This is a genomic window from Microbacterium sp. NPDC086615, from assembly GCF_040686055.1.
In the GTDB taxonomy this organism is placed as follows: domain Bacteria; phylum Actinomycetota; class Actinomycetes; order Actinomycetales; family Microbacteriaceae; genus Microbacterium.
Map to the genome: position 1 here is coordinate 70,551 of NZ_JBFBJJ010000001.1, position 21,984 is coordinate 92,534.

Consider the following 21,984-nt stretch of genomic DNA (forward strand, 5'->3'; position numbering starts at 1 on the left):
GAGGGCTGCCCTAGAGTCGAAGAGCACGCCGGGCCGACCGCGACCCGGGTGGAAAGGACGCATCGTGGAGATCCGCATCGGCATCACCAACACCGGCCGCGAGCTGAGCTTCGAGACCAACGAGAGCTCCGATGTCGTGAAGTCGTCGGTCGCTTCCGCCCTCGACAGCTCCGCGAGCCACGTGACGTTCACCGATGTCAAGGGCAACTCCTACATCGTGCCGACCGCGAACCTCGCTTTCGTCGAGCTGGGCACCGAAGAGTCCCGCCGCGTGGGCTTCGTCGCCTGACACCCGCCGCATGCAGATCCTCCTCGGCCTGATCATCGGAGCGGTCGTCGGCCTCGGCGTCCACTTCGCGCTGCCGCACCGCGACGTGCGGGGTGTCGCCCTGGCGCCCCTCGCGGGTGCGGCGGCATCGGGTGTGACGTGGACCGCGCTCACATGGGCGGGGCTCACCGTCGAGTCACCGATCCTGTGGCTCGCCGCGATCGCGGCACCCGTGCTGACGACCATCGTGCTCGTGCCGTTGGTGTCTCGCATCCGCCTTCGGCGCGACGACGCCGATCGCGCCCGCCTGGGCATCTGACTCGGCGTCGCAGGCGTCTTCTCGAAACGTCGACCGAAGCCGGATCTCCCCGCCTCAGGCCGCCAGGCCCATGGCATCCATTCGTCGCGCGTGGGCGCCCATGAGCTCGGTGAACACGGGTTCGACCTTCGCTTCTTCGGCCCGGTCGAGTCGCGGATGCCGCAGCGCCGCCCGCGCGACGAGCAAGGTGTCCCCCACCAGGCGCCGCCCCCAGAGCGCGAGCAGCCAGCGCCACTCTTCGTCGCTCTCGATCGCCGCGCCGAGGATGTCCACGATGGCCTGCCGGTCGTCGTCCGCCTGCAAGATGCGCGCGACGCGGCGGCCGGTGTCGCCGTAGCTCGATGACAGCGCGAGGTAGAAGTCGTCGAGCATGCCGGCCGTGATGTGGACCGAGAGCATCGTCTCCTGCGGACGCACCCCGTGCGTGTTGCGCCGGAAGGCGTCGAGCGACTCGCGGAACGGCAGCATGAGCTGCGTCGGGTCGGCTCCCCGCTCGCGGATCAGCCCCACGAGCTCCTGATGCTTGATCAGCGCCGCGCCGGCTGCACGCGAGAGCGACTCCTTCTCGGCGAGCTCCGGCGTGAGCGCGATGAGCTCGCTGAGCGTCTCGAAGAACCCGAGCTGCAGGTACGCGGCCTGTCCGAGGAAGGTCTCGATCTCGGGAGCGAGCTCCGCGAAATCGACGCGCAGGGCCTCGCCGAGGTCTCCGCGCGAGCGCAATTGCAGCGTTCGACCGACCGGGCGCTGACGACGACGGAACCACTCGAACACGCCTACAGCCTAGGCGTCGGGGGCGTGCGAAACACTGTTGGGTAGAGTGGACACGCCCCGGCGATGGATCGGGGCCCCGCGCCTGTGGACGAGTGGAGGGCGTGGATCCGACTCCCCAGGCGGTTTCTCACCGCCGGAACAGGCACGCTCATGACGACATTCGCCGACCTCGGCGTCGATCAGGACATCGTCGATGCCCTGGCATCCAAAGGCATCACCGAGGCCTTCCCGATCCAGGAGCAGACGATCCCCCTCGGCCTCCCCGGCCAGGACATCATCGGTCAGGCCAAGACCGGTACGGGCAAGACGTTCGGATTCGGCATCCCGGTCGTCCAGCGCCTCGGGCCGAACCCCGAGCCCGGTGTCAAGGCGCTGATCGTGGTCCCGACGCGTGAGCTGGCCGTCCAGGTCTTCGAAGACATGGACATGCTCACCTCGAACCGCCCCACCAGCGTCGTGGCGATCTACGGCGGCAAGGCGTACGAGGGCCAGATCGACCAGCTCAAGGCCGGCGCGCAGATCGTCGTCGGCACCCCGGGCCGCCTCATCGACCTCGCCAACCAGCGCCTGCTCGACCTCTCGCACGCGACCGAGGTCGTCCTCGACGAGGCCGACAAGATGCTCGACCTCGGCTTCCTCGCGGACATCGAGAAGATCTTCTCCAAGGTTCCGGCCGTGCGTCACACGCAGCTCTTCTCGGCCACCATGCCGGGTCCGATCGTGGCGCTCGCCCGCCGCTTCATGTCGAACCCCATCCACATGCGCGCCAACGACCCCGACGAGGGCCTCACGCAAGCGAACATCAAGCACCTTGTGTACCGCGCGCACTCGCTCGACAAGGACGAGGTCATCGCCCGCATCCTGCAGTCCGAGGGGCGCGAGAAGGCCGTCATCTTCACGCGCACGAAGCGCGCCGCACAGAAGCTCGTCGATGAGCTCGGCGACCGCGGCTTCAACGCCGCGGCCGTCCACGGCGACATGAGCCAAGAGGCTCGGGAGCGCTCGATGGCCGCGTTCAAGGCGGGCAAGAAAGACGTGCTCATCGCCACGGACGTCGCCGCCCGCGGCATCGACGTCAACGACGTCACCCACGTGATCAACCACACGATCCCCGACGACGAGAAGACCTACCTGCACCGCGCCGGCCGCACCGGCCGCGCGGGCCGCACCGGCATCGCCGTGACCTTCGTCGACTGGGACGACGTGCACAAGTGGGCGCTCATCAACCGCGCGCTCGAGTTCGGTCAGCCCGAGCCCACCGAGACCTACTCGTCGAGCCCGCACCTTTACACCGACCTCAACATCCCCGAGGGCACGAAGGGTCGCCTCGTGACGGCTCCCAAGGCCGTCGCCCCGAGGGCCGAGAAGAAGAACGACACTCCGGATGCCGAGGGCGAACGCGCTCCGCGTCGTCGCCGCCGTCGCGGCGGATCGTCCGGCGCAACGGCTGCCGCTGCGGGTTCCGACTCCGAGGGTGTGTCGCGCGCCGACGGCGGAGCCGGCACGCACGACGGTGCTGGCAAGGAGCACCACGACGGCAACGCGGCTCCGCGCCGCCGCCGTCGCCGCCGCAGCGGCGGCGGGAGCTCCGGCGCTCCGTCCGCCCCCGTCGCCTGACGCCCCGACACGGCGCCGGTCCCTCACGAACCGGCGCCGTTCGCGTGCCCGGCCCCTGGCATCCGCCCGCCGCGCCGCAGGCGCCCCGCCATGCACCCATAAACGCGATCCACTCACAGAAACACGTGCTCCACGCGTTTCCGTGAGTGAACGGCGTTTATGCGTGAGCCGGGCCGGCCAAACCTCGACGGCTACGGGAAGACCGGCGCCGTGCCGCGACCGAGCGCGAAGATGCGCGCGACCATCTCGTCGGAGGTGGTGTTCTCCCCCGGGACGTTCGGCTTGCCGAGGCCGTGGTAGTCGCTCGAGCCGGTCACGATCAGATCGCGCTCGGTGGCGAGCTCGGCCAGCAGCGCGGTCGGTTCGGGGAGGTTCTCGCGATGGGCGAGCTCGAACCCGGCGAGTCCGGCGTCGAGCATCGCCGCGGTGACGCTGTCGGGCAGCAGTGAACGACCGGCCGGGTGCGCGACGATCGGCACCCCGCCCGCGGCGACCACCAGTTCGACGGCGGTCACCGGGTCGGGTGCGTACAGAGCGACGTAGTAGTCGTTCGCGGGATGCAGGATGCCCGCGAACGCCTCGGTTCGATCGGCGACGATTCCCCGGGCCACGAGCGCATCCGCGATGTGCGGTCGGCCCACCGTCGCACCATCCGTCGTCTGCGCGACGATGTCGTCCCACGCGATGTCGTAGTCGCGCGAAATCCGCTCCGCCATGATCTGCGCGCGGTCCAGACGCGACGAGCGGATGCGATCGGTCATCGCCCGCAGGTCCGCGTCGTCGGGGTCGACGAGGTAGGCGAGCACGTGGACGCTGCGCCACCGATGACGAGCCGAGAGCTCCATCCCCGGCACGAAGGTCATCCCGAGCGAGGTGGCGGCATCGGCGGCCTCCGCCCATCCGGACGTGGTGTCGTGATCCGTGAGCGCCGCGGTCCGCAGACCGTGCCGGTGCGCGGCCGCCATGACCAGAGCCGGTGACTCCGTGCCGTCGGAGTGCGTCGAGTGGAGGTGCAGGTCGCTCGGCCCCTCGAATCGACGCTCATGCTCCACCCGTCGAGCCTAGCGCGGCTCCGCGCTGCGGGCCGGGCGCGACCACGCGGGCGAATGCACGGGCGAAACCGCGGGCGCGAACGATGCGCCGGTGCCGTGGCATCCGTGGATCTCTCAGGCGCTTCGCCTAGGGTCGAGCGCGTGCGTCGCCTGTTCGGAGTCATCGTCGCGCTCGTGTTCGCTGCGGGTGCCGCGGTGCTCACGTGGCCCGGCGTGTTCGGTCTTGAACGCACCTTCCCGCTCGCGCAGATCATCTCCTTCCGCGCCGCTCTGGGCGCCGCTCTCGCCGCGGCCGCCGTGCTGGCGCTGCTGTTCGCCCTCATCCGCCCGCTCCGCGCGCTCGCCCTCGCCTCGGTGGTGATCTTCGGCGTGGCCGCGGCCGCGAACGGCCTGATGATCGTCCAACGCGGTACGGGAGATGAGACCCTCCCCGACAAGACCGCGACGAGTCTGCGCGTCATGACGTGGAACACCGCGGGTGCCGCGACCTCGGCCGAGTCCATCGCGCAGTTCGCGGTCGACATGCAGGCCGACGTCGTCACGCTGCCCGAGACGACGATCGACACCGGCACGCGCGTCGCCGAGCTCATGCGCGACATGGGCCGGCCCATGTGGGCCCATCACGCCGAGTACGGCGGCACCGGCTGGGGCGCCACCTCGACCACCGTCCTCATCCGGCCGGAGCTCGGCGACTACTCCGTGATCGACTCCTCGCTCGACGGCTCGAGCAACACCTCGACCGTCCCGAGCGCCGTCGCGATGCCCGTCTCCGGCGACGGTCCCATCATCGTCGCGGCGCACGCCGTCGCCCCACGCGAGGACTACATGACGCAGTGGCGTTCGGATCTGACCTGGCTCGCCGACCAGTGCGCGAGCGACAACGTCATCCTCGCGGGCGACTTCAACGCGACGATCGACCACATGAACGGGCTCGGGGTCGACGGCGGCACCCTCGGCCGCTGTCGCGACACCACCTCCGCAAGCGGCAACGGCGGCGTGGGCACGTGGCCGACGGACATCCCCGCGATGCTCGGCGCCCCGATCGACCACGTCATGGCGACGCCGGACTGGACCGTCTCGGGTTCGATCGTCATGCGCACCCTCGACGGTTCGGGCAGTGACCATCGTCCGCTCGTCGTCCAGCTCGAACGCACCGCCGGCTGACGGACGATTCCGGATGCCGCGCACCCGGCGCCGAGGACACGCTGGGCGCAGCCCGAGCGGACGCCCGCGAGCGGTGCGAAACTGGAGGAATGGACACCCCCGCCACCGGCGACACGATCGCCCCCTCCGAGCAGTCCGTCACCCCCGTCACCGCGGAGCCGCAGGCGACCGACGCACCCGCGAACTCGACGACGAACCGCAAGGCCCCGTTCCCGAAGGGCTTCCTCGAGACCATCTCGACGGGCTGGGCCGAGCGTGAGGACTCGCTGCCGAGCCCGCGCGAGCAGGCGGCGTGGGCGGCACGCCGTCGAGCGAAGGTCTCTGCGGCCTTCCCCGGCCAGAGGCTCGTGGTCCCGGCCGGCGGACTGAAGCAGCGCAGCAACGACACCGACTACCCGTTCCGCGCGCACTCGGCCTTCGCCCACTTGACCGGGTGGGCATCGGATGCCGAGCCTGATTCCGTGCTCGTCTTCGAGCCGCGTGACGAGGGTCACGAGGTCGTGCTCTACTTCCGCGAGCGGGCCGACCGCACCACCCCCGAGTTCTACGCCGATGCGTCCGTGGGCGAGTTCTGGATCGGGCCACGCCCGGCCCTCGACGGCGTCGCGGCCGACCTGGGTCTGGCGACGGCGCACGTCTCCGATTTCGTGGCCTCCGACGCCGACCGCACGGTCGGCGAGGACGACGAGCTGACGCGTTTCGTGTCCGAGCTCCGTCTGGTCAAAGACGAGTTCGAGCTCGCCGAGATGGCCCTCGCGGTCGAGGTCACCGCTCGCGGCTTCGACGACATCGTCGCGGAGCTCCCGCGCATCATCGAGCATCCCCGCGGGGAGCGCGTCGTCGAGGGGGTCTTCCATCAGCGCGCCCGCGCCGACGGCAACGCGGTCGGGTACGACACGATCGCGGCATCCGGCCCCCACGCGTGCTACCTGCACTGGACACGCAACGACGGCGCGGTGAAGCCGGGGGACCTCATCCTCGTGGACGCCGGCGTCGAGGTCGACAGCCTCTACACCGCCGACATCACCCGCACGCTCCCCGTCTCGGGGCGCTTCACCGAGGTGCAGCGCCGGGTGTACGAGGCGGTTCGCGAAGCGGCCGACGCGGCGTTCGAGGCAGCGCGACCCGGTGTGCCGTTCCGCCGCGTCCATGAAGCCGCGATGGAGGTCATCGCGGCTCGCGTGGCCGAGTGGGGCCTGCTCCCCGTCACGGCGCAAGAGGCCCTGGATGCCGACACCGGCGGCCAGCACCGCCGCTACATGGTCCACGGCACGAGCCATCACCTCGGCATCGACGTACACGACTGCGCTCAGGCTCGTCGCGAGATGTACTACGACGGTCTACTCGAGCCGGGGATGGTGTTCACCATCGAGCCCGGGCTCTACTTCCAGATCGACGACCTCACCGTCCCCGAGGAGTATCGCGGTATCGGCGTGCGCATCGAGGACGACATCGTCATGACCTCGGACGGGCCCGTCAACCTCTCGGCCGGTATCCCGCGGACCGCCGACGAGGTCGAGGACTGGATCGCTCGGCTGTCGCGGTGACGTTCACTCCCCCGGCGTCGTTCACCACGCGCCCGACCCTCCGGGGAACGTTCGGGATGTCGGCATCCACCCACTGGACCGCCACGGCGACCGCGCAGGCGGTCCTCGAGCGCGGGGGCACGGCGTTCGATGCCGCCGTCGCCGCCGCCTTCGTGCTTCACATCGTCGAGCCTCATCTCAACGGACCCGGCGGTGACCTGGTCGCGCTCGTTCGTCCCGCGGGGGCACCTGAGCCCGTCGTCCTGATGGGTCAGGGGCCGGCCCCCGCCGCCGCCACGATCGCCCACATGACCGGTCTCGGCCTCGACCTCGTCCCCGGCGCCGGCGGGCTCGCCGCGACGGTGCCCGGTGCCGTCGACGCATGGCTCCTGCTGCTCCGCGACCACGGAACGTGGGAGCTCGCCGATGTGCTCGCCTACGCCCTCGGCTACGCCCGCGACGGTCATCCTCTGGTCGCGGGCGCGGCCATGACGATCGGCCGCGTCGCCGCGCTGTTCCACGATCACTGGCCCTCTTCCCTCGCGCGATGGATGCCGAACGGCGAGGCTCCCGCGCCGGACACCGTCGTGCGGAACCCGGCGTACGCCGGCGTCCTGGAGGCACTCGTCCAGGCTGGTCGCTCGGGCGACTCCCGGGAAGAGCGCATCGACGCCGCTCGCGACCGATGGGCCGGCGACGTCCTGCCCGCGGCCGCGGCGTTCCTCTCCCGACCGCACGCGCACTCCGACGGCGGAGAGCACCGCGGTGTCCTGAGTGCCGACGACGTCCGTGACTGGCGCGCCGACTTCGAAGCCGCCGTGTCCGCTCGCTTCCGCGGGTGGGACGTCTACAAGCCGGGGGTGTGGACGCAAGGTCCCGCGCTGCTGCAGACCCTCGAGCTCCTCGAGCCGTTCGACGACGACGCACTCGACATCGGCACGGGGCTCGGTGCGCACACCGTCCTCGAGGCGCAGAAGCTCGCCTACGCGGATCGCGATGCGTGGTTCGGCGACGGCGACGGAACGGTCTCCCCCGCTGCCCTGCTGGCGGACGACTACGTCACGCAGCGGCGGGGTCTGATCGGCGACGAGGCGTCGCGCGAGTTCCGTCCCGGGGCGCCCGAGGGACGGCATCCGGTGATTCCTCCTCTGCGGACCGAAGCGGGTGTCGCCGCCGGAGCAACGGGTGAACCCACGGTTGATCGTTCAGGGCAGACGCGCGGGGATACCTGCCACATCGACGTCATCGACCGCTGGGGAAACGCGGTCTCGGCGACGCCGTCGGGCGGGTGGTTGCAGTCATCTCCGACCGTCCCCGAACTCGGGTTCTGCCTCGGTACCCGCCTGCAGATGACCTGGCTCGTTCCAGGTCACCCCGCCTCGCTCACCCCGCGGCGACGGCCCCGAACCACTCTGACGCCGACCCTTCTCACGCGGGGAGACGAGGTCACCGCCCTCGGGTCTCCGGGTGGCGACCAGCAGGACCAGTGGCAGTTGCCGGTTCTCCTGCGCATGCTCGTCGGCGGATACACGCCGCAGCAGGCGATCGACGCCCCCACCCTGCACACGACGGCGATCGCCGACTCGTTCTGGCCGCGCACGTGGACTCCGGCGGGGGCGATGGCCGAGAGGCGGATCGGCGACGCGGTGATCGAGGAACTCGAGCGCCGGGGCCACCGGGTGACCGTGGCCGGCGACTGGGCGTTGGGCCGGGTGAGTGCCGTCGGTCGGGACGCGAGCGGACTGCTCTGGGCAGCCGCCAACCCTCGCGGGATGCAGGGCTACGCCGCCGGACGATGACCGTCCGGCGCGGCGGGTGAAACGTCGTCGAGCTGTCCACAGGGTGAAAATCGCGCGCCGCGAAAGTCCCTAACATCCCGGCATGTCCTATGCGCTGCAGCCCGACCAGGTCATCGGGATCGCCGACCGACTGCGACGTGCCCTCGACGAGACGCTCGCGTGTTCCGATGCGCTCCGAGACGCCGTCGACACGCTCAGCACCGCCCTGTCGGGAGCGACGTCGGCGCACGCGGCGTTCGGCGACGGCGCGGAGCCTCGCGTGCGGCTGTCGCGCGGGATGGTCTCGCACGGTCTCGCCGCCGCGGCGGCTCTTCGCCGGATCATCGCCGCCTACGTGACGGCCGACGACCAGATGGCGACGACCACCTCCGCGGCCGATGGAGGTACCGCAGCACCCCTGTTCGACCCCTCGCGATTCGGTGCGCACCCGTCATGACCATCGATACCGCAGCGATTCCGGTCGGCCCCGCGAGCCCCGGAGAGCTCCGCCGCTGCGCGGAGGCAGTGCGCCACGCGGTCGCGCCTCTGCGACTGACCACCGAGGACGTCCTGCTCGCCTGGGGGATGCTCCCCGCGGTGTACCGCGCGCCGGAGGCACAGGATCTGCAGGACGCGCTGATCACGATCGGCCCGGCGGCGGTCGAGATCGCGACGGGACTCGGCCTGGCTTGCACCGCGATCGAAACGCTGGCGGACGAGCTCGAGGCGATCGAACGCGAGCGCGATGCGCTGGTCGAGCGCATCGCGCGGCGCTCGGTCACCGGTCTGCACCAGGCACCCCTTCCCGATGATCGCTTCGGTCGGGCCGTGGCGGACGCCGTGCGCGCAGACGAGGAAGCCGCTTTCCGTCGCGACTGCGCGTCCCTCGTCGACAGATGGGACGCTGCGGTCGAGGCATGCACGGCGTCGCTGCGGGCGATCCCCGAGATTCCCTGGTCGCTGTCGAATGTTCTGAGTATCGATGAAGAACTCGTCGCCGAAGCGTCGACATCGATCACGGATGCCGCGGCCCTACCGCTTCTCGCCCGGTTGGCGGAGCACGGGGGCTCGGGCGCAGCCGCTCTCCTCACCGCGCACCCGGAGTGGATCGGCATCCTTCATCGCACCCGCCCGGCGGCCGTGGCCGCCTGGTGGAATGCCCTGCCCGTCGCCACGGCCGCACAGCTGACCGCAGCGATCCCCGCGGTGATCGGGAACCTCGACGGCGTGGCGATCGCGGCCCGCGTCGCCGCCAATCGCGCGCGGGCCGCGTCGCGGGTCGAAGAACTCCGCCGCCAGCGGCTGGACGCCGTCGGCGTCGTCGATGACCTCGGACACTCCCTTCGGATCCCGCTTGCGGAGGCGAACCGCCGGGTGAGCGACCTCGATCGGGAGATCGCCTACTTCCAGGCTGTCCAGGACGGACGGAAGCAGCTCTACGCGTGGAACCCCGACCATGGCTCGCTCATCGAGATGTCGGGCGATCCGGCGACAGCGACCTCGGCGCTGTTCGTCGTACCGGGGACGAACACGCGGGCGGAGTCGTTCTTCGGCGATGAGCCGGTGACGCGGTTCGCGAACTGGCAGACGAGAGCCGGGCAGGGATCCGTCATGAGCTTCACCGTCATGACGGGACCAATGCCGCAACTGAGCGAGATCCCCCTCGGGGGTGGGCCCCAGCTCAGCACATACGCTTCGCAGCGGGCGCCGGAGTACGCGAACTTCGTCCAAGGGGTCGAGGCCACGGCACCCGGTGTGTGGACCATGAGCTATGAGCACTCGTACGCCGGTGCCATCGGCAGTGCAGCAGAGGCATACGGCGGAACCGTCGATGCGCGCTTCATGGCCGCGACAGTCGGCGCCATCGGACCGTACACGCCCGATCCGCAAACGCGTTACTTCGCCGCGCAGGCACCGGACGATATCAACCGCTACTACGCGGGTTTGAGCCTCGCAGATCTCGGGTTCAGCGTGCCCCCGGAGTCCTTTCCGGGCGTACAGATCGTCGACACGGAACTCCCGGGGCTCAACCCGCGGAACGTCATTATCGGCGGCCCAGTGGGCATCCTTTCGGACAGCGTGGAACATCACAACGCACTGATGAGCGACGACGAGTCGATAAACGGACCGGTTCTCTATTCCGTTTACTCGCTCCTCCTCACGCAAGGGAAGCAACTATGAAAGCGGCTCTCGCTCTCCTCGCCTTGACGACCGCCGGCGCGCTGATGCTCAGCGGTTGCGCAGACTCTCCCCCTACGTACGATCAGGTGCGCGCTGAGACGAATGACGTTCTGAGGCAAGTGGCAGATCTTGTTCCCGACCCGAAAGAGATCGTTCCAAATGAATCCTTCGAGCCGTACAGTTGTGGCGACAACCTCACGTTCGGAGCTGGCCGCGGCAGCTTTTACACAGGTCAGTGGGAGGTATACGTCGACGACTCGTTTGACATTTCCTCATTCATCGCGCGATTCCCCGACGCAGTCGGTGACGGTTGGCGAGCCCACGATCTGGGCGTGCCCGTCAACTTTGCGCAAATCTATATGGTCCGTGACTCCCCCCGGATGTCGCTCGGCATGAGCGAGAGAACAATCGACGGCCGCAAAGCCATCGACCTCCTCGCCATCTCCCGCTGCGGCACCCTGTCCGAAGACCAGCGCCCATAACCCTCACAGCGACCGGACGAACTCCGCCAGCACCGGCGCCAATCCCGCACCGATCGCGTCCGCCGGGCGCCGCGCGCCCTTCACCTCGAACGAGTGGTTCGCGCCGGCGATCCAGTGCACGCGGGCATCCGAGCACGAGGCCACCGCCTCCATGAGTTGCTCGTGAGGGTCGACGAAGGGGTCGTTCTCTCCCTCGACGAACAGCTGCGGCGGTTTCACCCGAGGCAGGTGTTCGACCCGCGGCTTGTCCGGTCGACCGGGAGGGTGCAGGGGATAGCCCAGGTAGACGAGTCCGGCGGGGCTCAGCAGTCCTTCACTCGCGGCGACGGAGGCCATGCGCCCGCCGTACGACTTCCCTGCCGCGACGAAGATCCCCGGTGTCGAGGCCTCGGCGCACCATGACTGCACACCCACCCAGGTGCTCGTGGCCGCGGCGACGGGTCCCGGCATCCGTCGTCCCGCCTCGACGTACGGGAAAACGAACCGCAGCACGGCGAATCCGTCTTCGACGAGGGCCGCGGCAAGGCCCTCGAGGAATGGGTGCGTCATTCCCGCGCCTGCCCCGTGGGCGACCGCGATCGTGGCGGACGCGCCGTCGGGCGCTTCCCAGAGCCCCGACACGCTCGACGCGCCGCCCGGCAACTCGACCGGGATCCGGACGTGCTCGGCGGTCACCGCTCGTCGCGCGGAGCCTCGGGGGCGGCGCCTCGCGGCTCCCCGGCGGCAGCATCCGCATCCGCGGACCCTGTGCCTGCCGACTCGTCCTGGAGGGCCTGCGGCGTGGGCGGAACGATGCGTTCCCCGTAGCGCGGCGGTTCGTCCGACGCGGGCGCAGAACTCGGAGCGGCGGGACGCGGGGTCGACGGCGAGGCGGTACCCGGGGCCACCCGCTCGCCGTACTGCGGCGGGGCGTCGTCCACCGAGACGGGCGGACGCGCGACAACGGTGCGCGAGGTGCCGGTGGGTCCGAGCACTCCGCGGGCCTTGTGGAGGCTGGGGGCCGCCACGCAGACGTCGTAGTGGTCAGCGGTGACCTGCATGACCGAGGCGAAGTCCCGTCGACGGCGGATGATCGAGTAGGTGCCGAGGCTCAACAGCATCCCGAGCGCCATACCCACGAGCAGCACGCCGAGGAAGGTCGCGACCTGCGCCGTGGGCTGACCGAGCACGAAGATGAAGGCGAAGAGCAGACCGATCATCAGACCGTTCAGCGCCCCGGATCGCGCGGCCGTGGCGTATCCGAGACGGCCCGTGATGCGTTCGACGGACCGGAGCCCGGTCCCCACGATCGCGATGTCGCGCGCGGGTACCTCGCCGGCGATGAGGGAGGACACGGCCTTCTGGGCCTGCTCGTACGTCGGGAACGACGCGACCTTCTCGCCGACCTCGTCGCGCCCGGCTCCCGGCCGCCCCGTCAACATACTCATTTCACCATCTTGTCACGCGCTCCTGAGGCGTCACCGAGGTGTTCGCGATGAGCTGCGGACTACGCTGTACCGGTGAGCACGCAAAGGGTTTTCGTCGCCCGCTTGGCGGGCTGCACGGTGTTCGATCCGGCGGGCGACCGCCTGGGGAAGGTGCGAGACGTCGTGGTGATCTACCGCGCGTCAGCCGCGCCGCGCGTCGTGGGGCTCGTCGTCGAGATTCCCGGGCGCCGACATGTGTTCGTGTCCATCGGGCGCGTCACCTCCATCCAGGCCGGTCAGGTCATCACGACCGGCCTCATCAATGTGCGCCGATTCCAGCAGCGCGGCGGCGAGGTCCGCGTCATGGCCGAGATGCTCGGCCGCCGCGTGAGCCTGGTCGACGGCTCCGGCACAGCCGTCATCGAGGACGTCGCGATCGAGCGCAACCGCCTCGGCGAATGGGACGTGGGCCAGCTGTTCCTTCGTCGCCCGCGAACGAGCGCCTCCCCGTTCGCGAAAGGGGCCACGACGTTCGCGGCGTGGACCGAGGTGCGCGAGAACCAGACGCCGGGCGAAGCGCAGTCGGCCGAGCAGCTCGTCGCGACGTACTCCGAGCTCAAGCCGGCCGATCTCGCCAACACCCTGCTCGACCTGCCCGAGGAGCGCCTCATCGAGGTCGCTGAAGAGCTCAGCGACGACCGTCTCGCCGATGCCCTCGAAGAGATGCCCGAAGACGAGCAGGTGCACATCCTCGAGCAGCTCGGCGACGAGCGCGCCGCCGACATCCTGGATGCCATGGAGCCCGACGATGCGGCCGACCTCCTCGGCCAGTTGCCCGAGTCCCGTTCGGAGCAGCTGCTCGAGCTCATGGAGCCCGAAGAGGCCGACGACGTGCGCGCCCTTCTTCAGTACGGCCCCGACACCGCCGGCGGTCTCATGACCCCGGAGCCCATCGTGCTGTCGGCGGATGCCACCGTGGCCGAGGCCCTGGCCCTCATCCGCCGCCACGAGTTGCACCCCGCTCTCGCGGCATCCGTCTTCATCACCCTGCCGCCCTACGAGACGCCGACGGGGCGGCTCCTCGGCACCGTGCACTTCCAGCGGATGCTCCGCTACCCGCCGCACGAGCGCCTCGGCGCCATCATCGACGACACGCTCGAGCCGGTGCCCGCCGACGCAACGGCCGCCGAGGTCGCGCGACTGCTCGCGAGCTACAACCTCGTCTCGCTGCCCGTCATCGACCAGGCGCACCGGCTCGTCGGCTGCGTCAGCGTCGACGACGTCCTCGACTACCTCCTGCCCGACGACTGGCGCACCCACGACAGCGATGATCCGACGCCCAAGGTCACACTGAGACCGACCGCGACGCAGAGCATCCCCGTCCAGACCCCACCGACCCCGAGGAGGCGCTGATGGCTCGGAACAACCGCCAGCCCGCTCTCGACGCGCCCCGCGGTCGCGGCCGCGTTCTCGCCCCGCGTACGCCGCAGCCGTCTCGCGATCGCTTCGGCCGATTCACCGAATGGGTGGCGCGCGCGATGGGCACGCCGACCTTCCTCCTGTCGCTGACGCTGTTCTGCGTGCTGTGGATGGGATGGAACTCCATCGCCCCCGACGACTGGCGCTTCGACTCCGCCGCGATCGGCTTCACCGCTCTGACCCTCGTGCTCTCTCTGCAGGCGTCGTACGCGGCCCCCCTGATCCTGCTCGCGCAGAACCGCCAGGACGATCGCGACCGCGTGCAGATCGAACAGGATCGTCAGCGCGCCGAGCGCAATCTCGCCGATACCGAGTACCTCGCACGCGAGATCGTCGCCCTGCGCATGGCCGTCCGCGACCTGACGGACGAGGTCATCACGAAGGACACGCTGCGTGCCGAGCTGCGCGCCGCACTCCAACGACTCGACGACCACGACGAGCAGTCACGGCCCGCGCCGTGACGGTCGAACTCGCCGAACGTGTCCGCGCGGCTGTCGCCGCGGTGACCGATCCCGAGCTCCGGCGACCCCTCGGCGAGCTCGACATGGTGCGCGAGATCGACGTCCACGGCTCCACGGCCGACGTCGAGATCGCGCTGACGATCGTCGGATGTCCCGCCGCGGACCGCATCGAGCGGGATGTCCGGGATGCCGCGGCCTCGGTCGCCGGGATCGATGCGGTCGACGTGCGCGTCGGGGTGATGTCGCCCGACGAGCGCAGAGCCCTCACCGAGAAGCTCCGTGGCGGTCGGGCGAAGCGGGAGATGCCCTTCGGCCCGGACTCGCTCACGCGCGTCATCGCCGTCACCAGCGGCAAAGGCGGTGTGGGGAAGTCGACGTTGACGGCCAATCTCGCGGTCGCTCTCGCGGCCCGAGGCCTCCGCGTCGGCTTGATCGACGCCGATGTGCACGGCTTCTCGATCCCCGGGCTGCTCGGCCTGATCGATGCCGACGGCCTTCCGCCCGCCCCGACGCGGATCGACGAGCTCATCCTGCCGCCTGTGGCCTACGGGGTGAAGGTGATCTCGATCGGTATGTTCCTCCGTCGTCCGGGAGAGGATGCCGCGGGCGCCGTCGCCTGGCGGGGTCCGATGCTGCACCGCACCGTGCAGCAGTTCCTCACCGACGTGTTCTTCGGGGACCTCGATGTGCTGCTGCTCGACATGCCGCCCGGAACGGGCGACGTGGCGATCTCCGTGGGCCAGCTGCTCCCCCACGCCGACGTCCTCGTCGTGACCACTCCGCAGGCGGCGGCGGCTGATGTCGCGGTCCGTTCCGGAACGGTTGCCCGTCAGACGGGGCAGCGCGTGATCGGGGTCATCGAGAACATGGCCGCGATGACGCTCCCGGACGGCAGCTCGCTCGACCTGTTCGGCTCCGGCGGCGGCGAGGCCGTGGCTCGCGCCCTGTCGACCGCCGACTCCGACGTGCCCCTCCTGGCATCCGTGCCGTTGAGCCCGGCACTGCGCGGAGGCGGAGACGACGGCCACCCCGTGGTGCTCGGCGCACCCGACGATCCCGCGTCGCGTGCCATCGACGCGGCGGCGGCGGCTCTCGCGGTCAACCCGCGCGGGCTCGCGGGACGAGCGCTCCGCGTCACCCCGTCGGCGTGACCACTGCCCGCTGACGGGCGGCGCGTCTCAGGTGGACTCGTCGTCGAACGGGGGAACCGACCCGGGAACGAAGGGCGGCTTCTCGGGTGTGACACGCGCGGCGACGGCGGCGGCACCGGCGGCGCGCATCGTCGCCGTCGGGGTGTCGTCGAGGAGAGCTTCGCGGACGATGCGACGCGGGTCGTACTGACGCGGGTCGAGCTTGCGCCAGTCGACCTCGTCGAACTCCGGCCCCATCTCCTCGCGCATGCGCGATTTCGCTCCCTGCAGCGTCTCTTTCGCGCGACGGGTGAGCTTCGCGAGGGCTTCGGCGTACTTGGGGAGGCGCTCGGGGCCGATGACGAGTGCGGCGACCACACCGATCAGCATGAGCTTCTCGATGGTGAGCCCGAAGAACATGAGTTCAGATTACCCGCCGCGCCTCGGCCTCCGGCACGACCCCGCCCTCTAGCCTGGGCACGGAGGTCCAGGTGAGTGGTTACGAGGCGAACGAACGGTTCGTGCAGGAATCGACGGTGGAGCCGGAGCACATCGCCCGGGCTCGCGCGCACGCGCTCGAGCTGGGTGCCGCCCCGATCAGCCCCGCGGTCGGCGCGCAGACGGCGCTTCTCGCGGCCGCGACGCGCGCGCTGAACGTCGTCGAGGTCGGCACGGGCGGCGGCGTCTCGGGACTCTGGCTCTTGCACGGTTCTCCGCGCGCCACGCTGACCACCATCGACAGCGAGCCGGAGCATCTCGGAGCCGCGCGTGCCGCGTTCGCCGATGCGCGGATTCCTGCGGCTCGAGCACGCTTCATCACCGGTCGTGCGGCCGAAGTCCTCCCCCGCATGAACGAGGCGTCGTACGACATCGTCTTCATCGACGCCGACCCCGACGGCGTCATCGAATACGTCGAGCACGGCCTGCGCCTCGTGCGCGCGGGCGGCACGGTGCTCATCCCGCGCGTCCTCGCGGGCGGCGCCGTCGCCGATCCCGTTCGCCGCGACGCGGTGACGACGGCGTACCGCTCCCTCATCCAGGAGGTGCAGGCCTCACCCGCCGTCTTCGGAGCCCTGTCCACCACGGGCGAAGGGCTCCTTCAGCTGACGACCGTCTCGCCGACGTCCTGAGCGGGCATAACCCCGCGATTCATCCGCTGCACCGCGACACTCACCAACGAGAGAAGGCCGGCCCCGTCAGGGACCGGCCTTCTCTCGTGAAGTTCCGTCAGGATGCGTTGACGACACCACCGAGCACGTCGTGCAGTTCCTTCGCCTCGGCATCGTTCACCGAGACGACGAGTCGCCCGCCACCCTCGAGCGGCACGCGCACGATGATCAGCCGGCCCTCCTTCACGGCCTCCATCGGTCCGTCACCGGTTCGCGGCTTCATGGCTGCCATCGCGGCCCCCTTTTCGTCGTTGGTCTCCTGACAGTTTACCGGTAGCGCGCGTCGCGCGTCGTCCGGCGCGGCGAGCGGCGGCACGGCATCCGTTCAGGGGATCTGCCAGTAGGTGTTGGCCAGTGCGTACATGTTGTAGATCCACCACCACTGCCCGAGCAAAGCCAGGGCGAGGACCCCGATGCGCCAGGCGGTGGACCGAGGCACCGCGAGAGCTCCCCACAGGGGCGACACGGGAAGAAGCAACCGGAAGATGCTCGACTGCGGGAAGAACACGAGGAGCAGGTAGATCAGATAGCTGGCCGACCAGAGGCGCACCTCGACACCGAGCCGTCGAACCGGACCGAGGAACCACAGCGCGAGAGAGACCCCCACGACGAGGACCACCAGCGCGACGTAGCCGAGCCAGGCCCCGAGTCCCCACTGGGTGAACCAGAACGCGGCAGCCTGCACCCAACCCTCGATCGGGATGAAATGGCCGCTCGCATCGGCGATCCAGTTGCGGCGCCACGCGAGCTCCGTCGCGAGGTACGCGCCCGCGTCGCCCGTGACCATCGCCGCGATGGTCTGCCACGCGAAGCCGACGACCACGCTGACGAGCCCGAGGGCGACGATGTGCACACTCTCGCGTCGCGGGAGCGGATCGCTGCGACGCCGGACGAAACGGTGGATGCCGTACAGGGCGAGGAACAGCGCGAAAGCGAGGATTCCCGGCCGGGTGAACCCCATGACGGGGACGAGGAGGTACAGCCACCCCCATCGCCGTCGCTGTACGCAGCGCAGCGCCATGAAGAGGAGGAACAGGAACAGCGATTCGGCGTATCCGACCTGGAAAAGCGCGGCCAAGGGACCGGCGGCGAAGAAGACCACCGCCCAGGTGGCCGCCGCATCGCCCACGCGATCACGCAAGAGCGTGTGCAGCGTCAGGCTCGCGCCGTAACCGGCGAGGAGCGAGATCGTGACCGCCCCGGCACCCCAGGACCCCAGAAGAGCCCCCAGCCCCGCCGAGAGGTACGGGTACAGCGGAAGGAACGCCCACGCGTTCTCCGACACCGCCCCCTCGGCGTTGACGGGCAGCACGGACGGATACCCCGACACGGCCGCAAGCCAGTACCACTGCGCGTCCCACCCGAGGGCGAGCTCCCCCAGCGACGGGTCGACGCCGTAACGCGATGCCGGTCCCGACATCCCCGCCGCGAGCAGGAAGAAGACCGTCGTGACCACGCGGGCCGCGACGTAGATCAGGGCGATACGCCACGGCACGGGCAGACGAGCCCATCCCCGGACGGTTCCGGATGCCGCGACCTCGGTGGTCACGACCCGCTCAGCCACGCTCGCAGGCCGTGTTCCACGGCGTCGATCTGCGCCACGGGAACGCGCTCCTCGTCGTGGTGCGCGAGGTGCGGATCGCCCGGGCCGTAGTTGACGGCCGGGATGCCGAGCGCCGAGAACCGGGCGACGTCGGTCCATCCGTACTTCGGACGGGGTGTGGCGCCGACCGCCGCCACGAACTCCTGCGCCAGCGGCGCATCGAGACCCGGACGCGCGCCCTCGGCGACGTCGACGATCTCGACGTCGAAACCGGTGAACACATCGCGGACCACTCGTTCGGCACCCGCGGCGTCGCGGCTCGGGGCGAAGCGGTAGTTCACCTCGACCTCGCACGCGTCGGGGATCACGTTGCCCGCGACTCCCCCGGAGATCTTCACGGCGTTGAGACCTTCGCGATAGAGCAGCCCCTCGACCTCGATCTCACGAGCGCGGTACTCGGCGAGGCGCGCGAGAATCGGCGCCGCCTTGTGGATCGCGTTCTCACCGATCCACGACCGAGCGCTGTGCGCGCGGACGCCGTCGGTTCGGATGACGGCGCGAAGCGTGCCGTTGCATCCCCCCTCGACCTCGCCGTTACTGGGTTCCCCCAGGATCGCGAAGTCTCCGACGAAGAGATCGGGCCGGTTGCGCGAGAGTCGTCCCAGACCGTTCAGCGACGAGTCGACCTCCTCGTGGTCGTACCACATCCACGTGATGTCGACCGGGGGCGCGACGAGCTCTGCGGCCAACTTGAGCTGCACGGCGACCCCCGCCTTCATATCGACGGTCCCGCGGCCCCAGAGCACGGCTTCGCCGTCGACGTCGCGGTCCTCGACGGGGAGGTTGCGGTTGATGGGCACGGTGTCGATGTGCCCGGCGATCACCACCCGACGTGCGCGGCCGAGGTCGGTGCGCGCGACGATCGTGTCCTCGTCCCGGATGACCTCGAGGTGGTCGTAGTCGGCCAGGGCGGCGGCGATGGCATCCGCGAGAGTGGTCTCGTCGCCGGACACGCTCGGGATGTCGCAGATGGCGCGCGTGAGATCGAGCGAGGACGACGTGAGATCGAGCGACGGCATGCCCCCGATCCTATCCAGCGCGGTGCCGCCGGTAGCCTGGAGCCGTGAGCAACGAACGACGTATCAGCGCTGCCGGACTCTCGACCATCGCCGAGGGAGGGACCGTGCTCGACGCGTGGTTCCCGAAGCCGTCCCTGGGCGGCGAGCCCGAGGTCTCCACCGATCTCGAGGCCCAGGCCGGGGCCGATGAGCGCCGCAATGTCCGTATCGAGACGGTGTCACTGACCATCGATGCCGACGCGGCCCCGACGTCCACGGTCGACGCCTATCTGCGCCTCCACGCGCTGTCGCACCTGCTCGTGCGCCCGAACGAGATCAACCTCGACGGCATCTTCGGGCACCTCCCCAACGTCGCGTGGACCAACGCCGGCCCGATCCACCCCGATGACGCGGCGCGCCTGCGTCCCGCGCTCCAGAGGCACGGCATCCAGATCCAGGGGCTCGACAAGTTCCCGCGCCTCACGGACTACGTGTCGCCCGCCGGCGTCCGGATCGCCGACGCCTCGCGTGTTCGCCTCGGCGCGCACCTCTCCCCCGGCACGACCGTGATGCACGAGGGCTTCGTGAACTTCAATGCCGGCACGCTCGGCTCCTCGATGATCGAGGGGCGCGTGTCGCAGGGCGTCGTCATCGGCGACGGCACCGACATCGGCGGCGGCGCCTCGATCATGGGAACCCTCTCCGGCGGCGGGACCCACCGCGTCTCGATCGGTGCGCGCACGCTGCTGGGTGCCAACGCGGGCATCGGCATCTCGCTCGGCGACGACTGCGTCGTCGAGGCGGGCCTCTATGTCACGGCCGGTACGAAGGTGAAGGTCGGCGACGAGGTCGTCAAGGCGGGCGAGCTGTCGGGGCGCAACGGCATCCTGTTCCGGCGCAATTCGCTGACGGGCGCCGTCGAAGCCTCGGCGCGAGCGGGTGTCGGCGTGACGCTGAACGAAGCGCTGCACGCCTGAGCCGCGGCACTCCCCTCTCATAAACGCGATCCACGCACAGAAACGCGCTCTCCCCGTGTTTCTGCGCGTGGATCGCGTTTATGCGCGCGCTACCCGCGCTGGGCCTACCCGCGCTGGCCCGCAAAGCGGAACGCCCCGCCCCTCGCGAGAGGGACGGGGCGTGTCAGCGCCGGGGTCAGATGCCGGGGTAGTTGCGCTCGGCAGCCCCGGTGTACAGCTGCTGCGGGCGGCCGATCTTGGTCTGCGGGTCGGTGATGGCCTCGCGCCACTGGGCGAGCCAGCCGGGCAGGCGCCCGATCGCGAACAGCACGGTGAACATGCGCGTGGGGAAGCCCATCGCCTTGTAGATCACGCCGGTGTAGAAGTCGACGTTCGGGTACAGACGACGTTCCTTGAAGTAGTCGTCCTGCAGGGCGATCTGCTCGAGCTCTTTCGCGAGGTCGAGCAGTGGGTCGCTGACGCCGAGGGCCTCGAGGACCTCGTCCGCCGCTTCTTTCACGAGCTTGGCGCGCGGGTCGTAGTTCTTGTAGACCCGGTGGCCGAAGCCCATGAGCTTGACGCCCTCTTCTTTGTTCTTCACCCGCTCGACGAAGCGCTCGACGCTCTCGCCGGAGTCGCGGATGCGGCCGAGCATCTGCAGCACGGCCTCGTTAGCGCCGCCGTGAAGGGGGCCGGAGAGCGCCTGGATGCCGGCGGAGATCGACGCGAACTGGTTGGCGCCGGTCGAGCCCACCAGACGCACCGTCGAGGTCGAGGCGTTCTGCTCGTGGTCGGCGTGCAGCATGAGGAGAAGGTCGAGCGCCTTCGTCATCACCGGGTTGACCTCGTAGATCTCGCTCAGCACACCGAAGTTGAGCTTGAGGAAGTTGTCGACGAAGCCGAGCGAGTTGTCGGGGTACAGGAAAGCCTGCCCGATGCTCTTCTTGTGGGCGTAGGCCGCGATCACCGGGAGCTTCGCGAGCATGCGAACCGTGTTCAACTCGACGTGCTCGGGGTTGTGCGGGTCCGATTCGGACTCGTAGTAGGTCGAGAGCGCCGCGGTGGCCGCCGACAGCACCGACATCGGGTGCGCGGTCGGGGGCAGCGACGAGAAGAACCGCTTGAGGTCCTCGTGCAGAAGCGTGTGACGACGGATGCGCTCGTCGAACGAGGCGAGTTCGGATGCCGACGGCAGTTCGCCGTAGATCAGCAGCCAGGCCACCTCGAGATAGGTGCTGTTCTTCGCGAGCTGCTCGATCGGGTACCCGCGGTAGCGCAGGATGCCCTGGTCGCCATCGATGTACGTGATGTCGGACTTCGTCGACGCGGTGTTCACGAAGCCGTAGTCGAGCGTCGTGTGGCCGGTCTGCTTCGTCAGCGACGCGATGTCGATGCTCGGGATGCCGTCGGTTCCCCGGAGCACCGGGAATTCGGCGGTGGTGCCCCCCACCGTGAGGGTGGCCTTGTCGTTCTGCGTTCCCGCGTCGCTCACCGCGCCTCCTTGCGATTTCTGGTCGCCCATTTGTTCGGCCACGGGGGCGGAGGCACCCGCGGTCTTCTCGACCGGTGGATGCCACGAGTGCGGCCTCACGGTCGACACGCGCTCGGAGGGATGCCCGAGCAC

At 69.8% G+C, this 21,984-nt stretch carries 23 protein-coding genes; 14 read left to right on the top strand and 9 right to left on the bottom strand.

Annotated features, from left to right (window positions below):
* Positions 1-64: 64 nt before the first annotated feature.
* Together AB0O24_RS00320 and AB0O24_RS00325 are read left to right on the top strand one after the other, a co-directional pair.
* Complete coding sequence (locus AB0O24_RS00320; protein ID WP_058596625.1) at positions 65-289, top strand: DUF3107 domain-containing protein; 225 nt, start codon at positions 65-67, stop codon at positions 287-289.
* Positions 290-299: 10 nt separating this feature from the next.
* The gene (locus AB0O24_RS00325) at positions 300-587 is read left to right on the top strand and encodes a hypothetical protein (protein ID WP_363371686.1); all 288 of its coding nucleotides are present in this window, start codon (positions 300-302) and stop codon (positions 585-587) included.
* Positions 588-641: 54 nt separating this feature from the next.
* Here AB0O24_RS00325 and AB0O24_RS00330 read toward each other — a convergent pair whose 3' ends face one another.
* Complete coding sequence (locus AB0O24_RS00330) at positions 642-1,358, bottom strand: ferritin-like fold-containing protein (protein WP_058596627.1); 717 nt, start codon at positions 1,356-1,358, stop codon at positions 642-644.
* Between the two features lie 150 nt (positions 1,359-1,508).
* Here AB0O24_RS00330 and AB0O24_RS00335 point away from each other — a divergent pair, with 150 nt between their 5' ends.
* A complete protein-coding gene (locus AB0O24_RS00335) occupies positions 1,509-2,975 on the top strand; it encodes a DEAD/DEAH box helicase (protein ID WP_363371688.1) in 1,467 nt (488 codons plus the stop codon).
* 191 nt (positions 2,976-3,166) lie between these two features.
* Here the strand turns inward: AB0O24_RS00335 and AB0O24_RS00340 are convergent, their stop codons facing one another.
* Complete coding sequence (locus AB0O24_RS00340; protein WP_363371690.1) at positions 3,167-4,027, bottom strand: PHP domain-containing protein; 861 nt, start codon at positions 4,025-4,027, stop codon at positions 3,167-3,169.
* A gap of 141 nt (positions 4,028-4,168) precedes the next feature.
* Between AB0O24_RS00340 and AB0O24_RS00345 the strand changes: the two genes are divergently transcribed.
* From AB0O24_RS00345 to AB0O24_RS00370, 6 genes are all read left to right on the top strand, one after another.
* Entirely contained in the window at positions 4,169-5,191 is a 1,023-nt protein-coding gene (locus AB0O24_RS00345; RefSeq protein WP_363371693.1) for an endonuclease/exonuclease/phosphatase family protein, read from the top strand.
* 89 nt (positions 5,192-5,280) lie between these two features.
* Positions 5,281-6,738, top strand: a complete 1,458-nt coding sequence (locus AB0O24_RS00350; RefSeq protein ID WP_363371695.1) for an aminopeptidase P family protein — start codon at positions 5,281-5,283, stop codon at positions 6,736-6,738.
* Complete coding sequence (locus tag AB0O24_RS00355) at positions 6,735-8,516, top strand: gamma-glutamyltransferase (protein WP_363371698.1); 1,782 nt, start codon at positions 6,735-6,737, stop codon at positions 8,514-8,516. Before AB0O24_RS00350 ends, AB0O24_RS00355 begins: the two co-directional genes overlap by 4 nt.
* A gap of 82 nt (positions 8,517-8,598) precedes the next feature.
* Positions 8,599-8,952, top strand: a complete 354-nt coding sequence (locus AB0O24_RS00360; RefSeq protein ID WP_363371699.1) for a hypothetical protein — start codon at positions 8,599-8,601, stop codon at positions 8,950-8,952.
* A complete protein-coding gene (locus AB0O24_RS00365; protein ID WP_363371701.1) occupies positions 8,949-10,676 on the top strand; it encodes a hypothetical protein in 1,728 nt (575 codons plus the stop codon). The genes AB0O24_RS00360 and AB0O24_RS00365 overlap by 4 nt, the downstream gene beginning before the upstream one ends.
* Positions 10,673-11,158: a hypothetical protein gene (locus AB0O24_RS00370; protein WP_307385881.1), complete on the top strand. Its 486-nt coding sequence runs from the start codon at positions 10,673-10,675 to the stop codon at positions 11,156-11,158. The genes AB0O24_RS00365 and AB0O24_RS00370 overlap by 4 nt, the downstream gene beginning before the upstream one ends.
* Before the next feature lie 3 nt (positions 11,159-11,161).
* Here the strand turns inward: AB0O24_RS00370 and AB0O24_RS00375 are convergent, their stop codons facing one another.
* Positions 11,162-11,833 (bottom strand): alpha/beta family hydrolase, encoded by a 672-nt coding sequence (locus AB0O24_RS00375; protein WP_363371704.1) that lies wholly within the window; start codon positions 11,831-11,833, stop codon positions 11,162-11,164.
* Entirely contained in the window at positions 11,830-12,585 is a 756-nt protein-coding gene (locus tag AB0O24_RS00380; protein ID WP_363371706.1) for a general stress protein, read from the bottom strand. Before AB0O24_RS00380 ends, AB0O24_RS00375 begins: the two co-directional genes overlap by 4 nt.
* Positions 12,586-12,657: 72 nt before the next feature.
* Here AB0O24_RS00380 and AB0O24_RS00385 point away from each other — a divergent pair, with 72 nt between their 5' ends.
* From AB0O24_RS00385 to AB0O24_RS00395, 3 genes are read left to right on the top strand one after another with little or no spacing between them, the layout of a single operon-like run.
* Complete coding sequence (locus AB0O24_RS00385) at positions 12,658-13,977, top strand: CBS domain-containing protein (RefSeq protein WP_058613506.1); 1,320 nt, start codon at positions 12,658-12,660, stop codon at positions 13,975-13,977.
* Complete coding sequence (locus tag AB0O24_RS00390; protein WP_058613505.1) at positions 13,977-14,504, top strand: DUF1003 domain-containing protein; 528 nt, start codon at positions 13,977-13,979, stop codon at positions 14,502-14,504. The genes AB0O24_RS00385 and AB0O24_RS00390 overlap by 1 nt, the downstream gene beginning before the upstream one ends.
* On the top strand, positions 14,501-15,655 hold the full coding sequence (locus AB0O24_RS00395) for an Mrp/NBP35 family ATP-binding protein (RefSeq protein ID WP_275799249.1): 1,155 nt from the start codon (positions 14,501-14,503) through the stop codon (positions 15,653-15,655). The genes AB0O24_RS00390 and AB0O24_RS00395 overlap by 4 nt, the downstream gene beginning before the upstream one ends.
* A gap of 27 nt (positions 15,656-15,682) precedes the next feature.
* Here AB0O24_RS00395 and AB0O24_RS00400 read toward each other — a convergent pair whose 3' ends face one another.
* Positions 15,683-16,054 carry a twin-arginine translocase TatA/TatE family subunit gene (locus AB0O24_RS00400; protein ID WP_058613503.1) on the bottom strand — a complete coding sequence of 124 codons (372 nt, stop codon included), beginning with the start codon at positions 16,052-16,054 and terminating at the stop codon, positions 15,683-15,685.
* A gap of 71 nt (positions 16,055-16,125) precedes the next feature.
* On the opposite strand from AB0O24_RS00400, the gene AB0O24_RS00405 reads away from it, so the two are divergent.
* Positions 16,126-16,764 (top strand): class I SAM-dependent methyltransferase, encoded by a 639-nt coding sequence (locus tag AB0O24_RS00405; protein WP_058598008.1) that lies wholly within the window; start codon positions 16,126-16,128, stop codon positions 16,762-16,764.
* Between the two features lie 97 nt (positions 16,765-16,861).
* On the opposite strand, the gene AB0O24_RS00410 is transcribed toward AB0O24_RS00405, so the two are convergent.
* The 3 genes from AB0O24_RS00410 to dapE all read right to left on the bottom strand — a co-directional run bounded on the left by AB0O24_RS00410 (position 16,862) and on the right by dapE (position 19,425).
* Positions 16,862-17,035, bottom strand: a complete 174-nt coding sequence (locus AB0O24_RS00410; protein WP_013586186.1) for a DUF3117 domain-containing protein — start codon at positions 17,033-17,035, stop codon at positions 16,862-16,864.
* 93 nt (positions 17,036-17,128) lie between these two features.
* Positions 17,129-18,367 (bottom strand): hypothetical protein, encoded by a 1,239-nt coding sequence (locus AB0O24_RS00415; protein WP_363371710.1) that lies wholly within the window; start codon positions 18,365-18,367, stop codon positions 17,129-17,131.
* Positions 18,349-19,425: a succinyl-diaminopimelate desuccinylase gene (gene dapE, locus AB0O24_RS00420; protein ID WP_275799258.1), complete on the bottom strand. Its 1,077-nt coding sequence runs from the start codon at positions 19,423-19,425 to the stop codon at positions 18,349-18,351. Before dapE ends, AB0O24_RS00415 begins: the two co-directional genes overlap by 19 nt.
* Before the next feature lie 44 nt (positions 19,426-19,469).
* Here dapE and dapD point away from each other — a divergent pair, with 44 nt between their 5' ends.
* Positions 19,470-20,381: a 2,3,4,5-tetrahydropyridine-2,6-dicarboxylate N-succinyltransferase gene (dapD, locus tag AB0O24_RS00425; protein ID WP_275799261.1), complete on the top strand. Its 912-nt coding sequence runs from the start codon at positions 19,470-19,472 to the stop codon at positions 20,379-20,381.
* A gap of 175 nt (positions 20,382-20,556) precedes the next feature.
* Here the strand turns inward: dapD and AB0O24_RS00430 are convergent, their stop codons facing one another.
* Entirely contained in the window at positions 20,557-21,852 is a 1,296-nt protein-coding gene (locus AB0O24_RS00430) for a citrate synthase (RefSeq protein WP_275799263.1), read from the bottom strand.
* Positions 21,853-21,984: the final 132 nt, after the last annotated feature.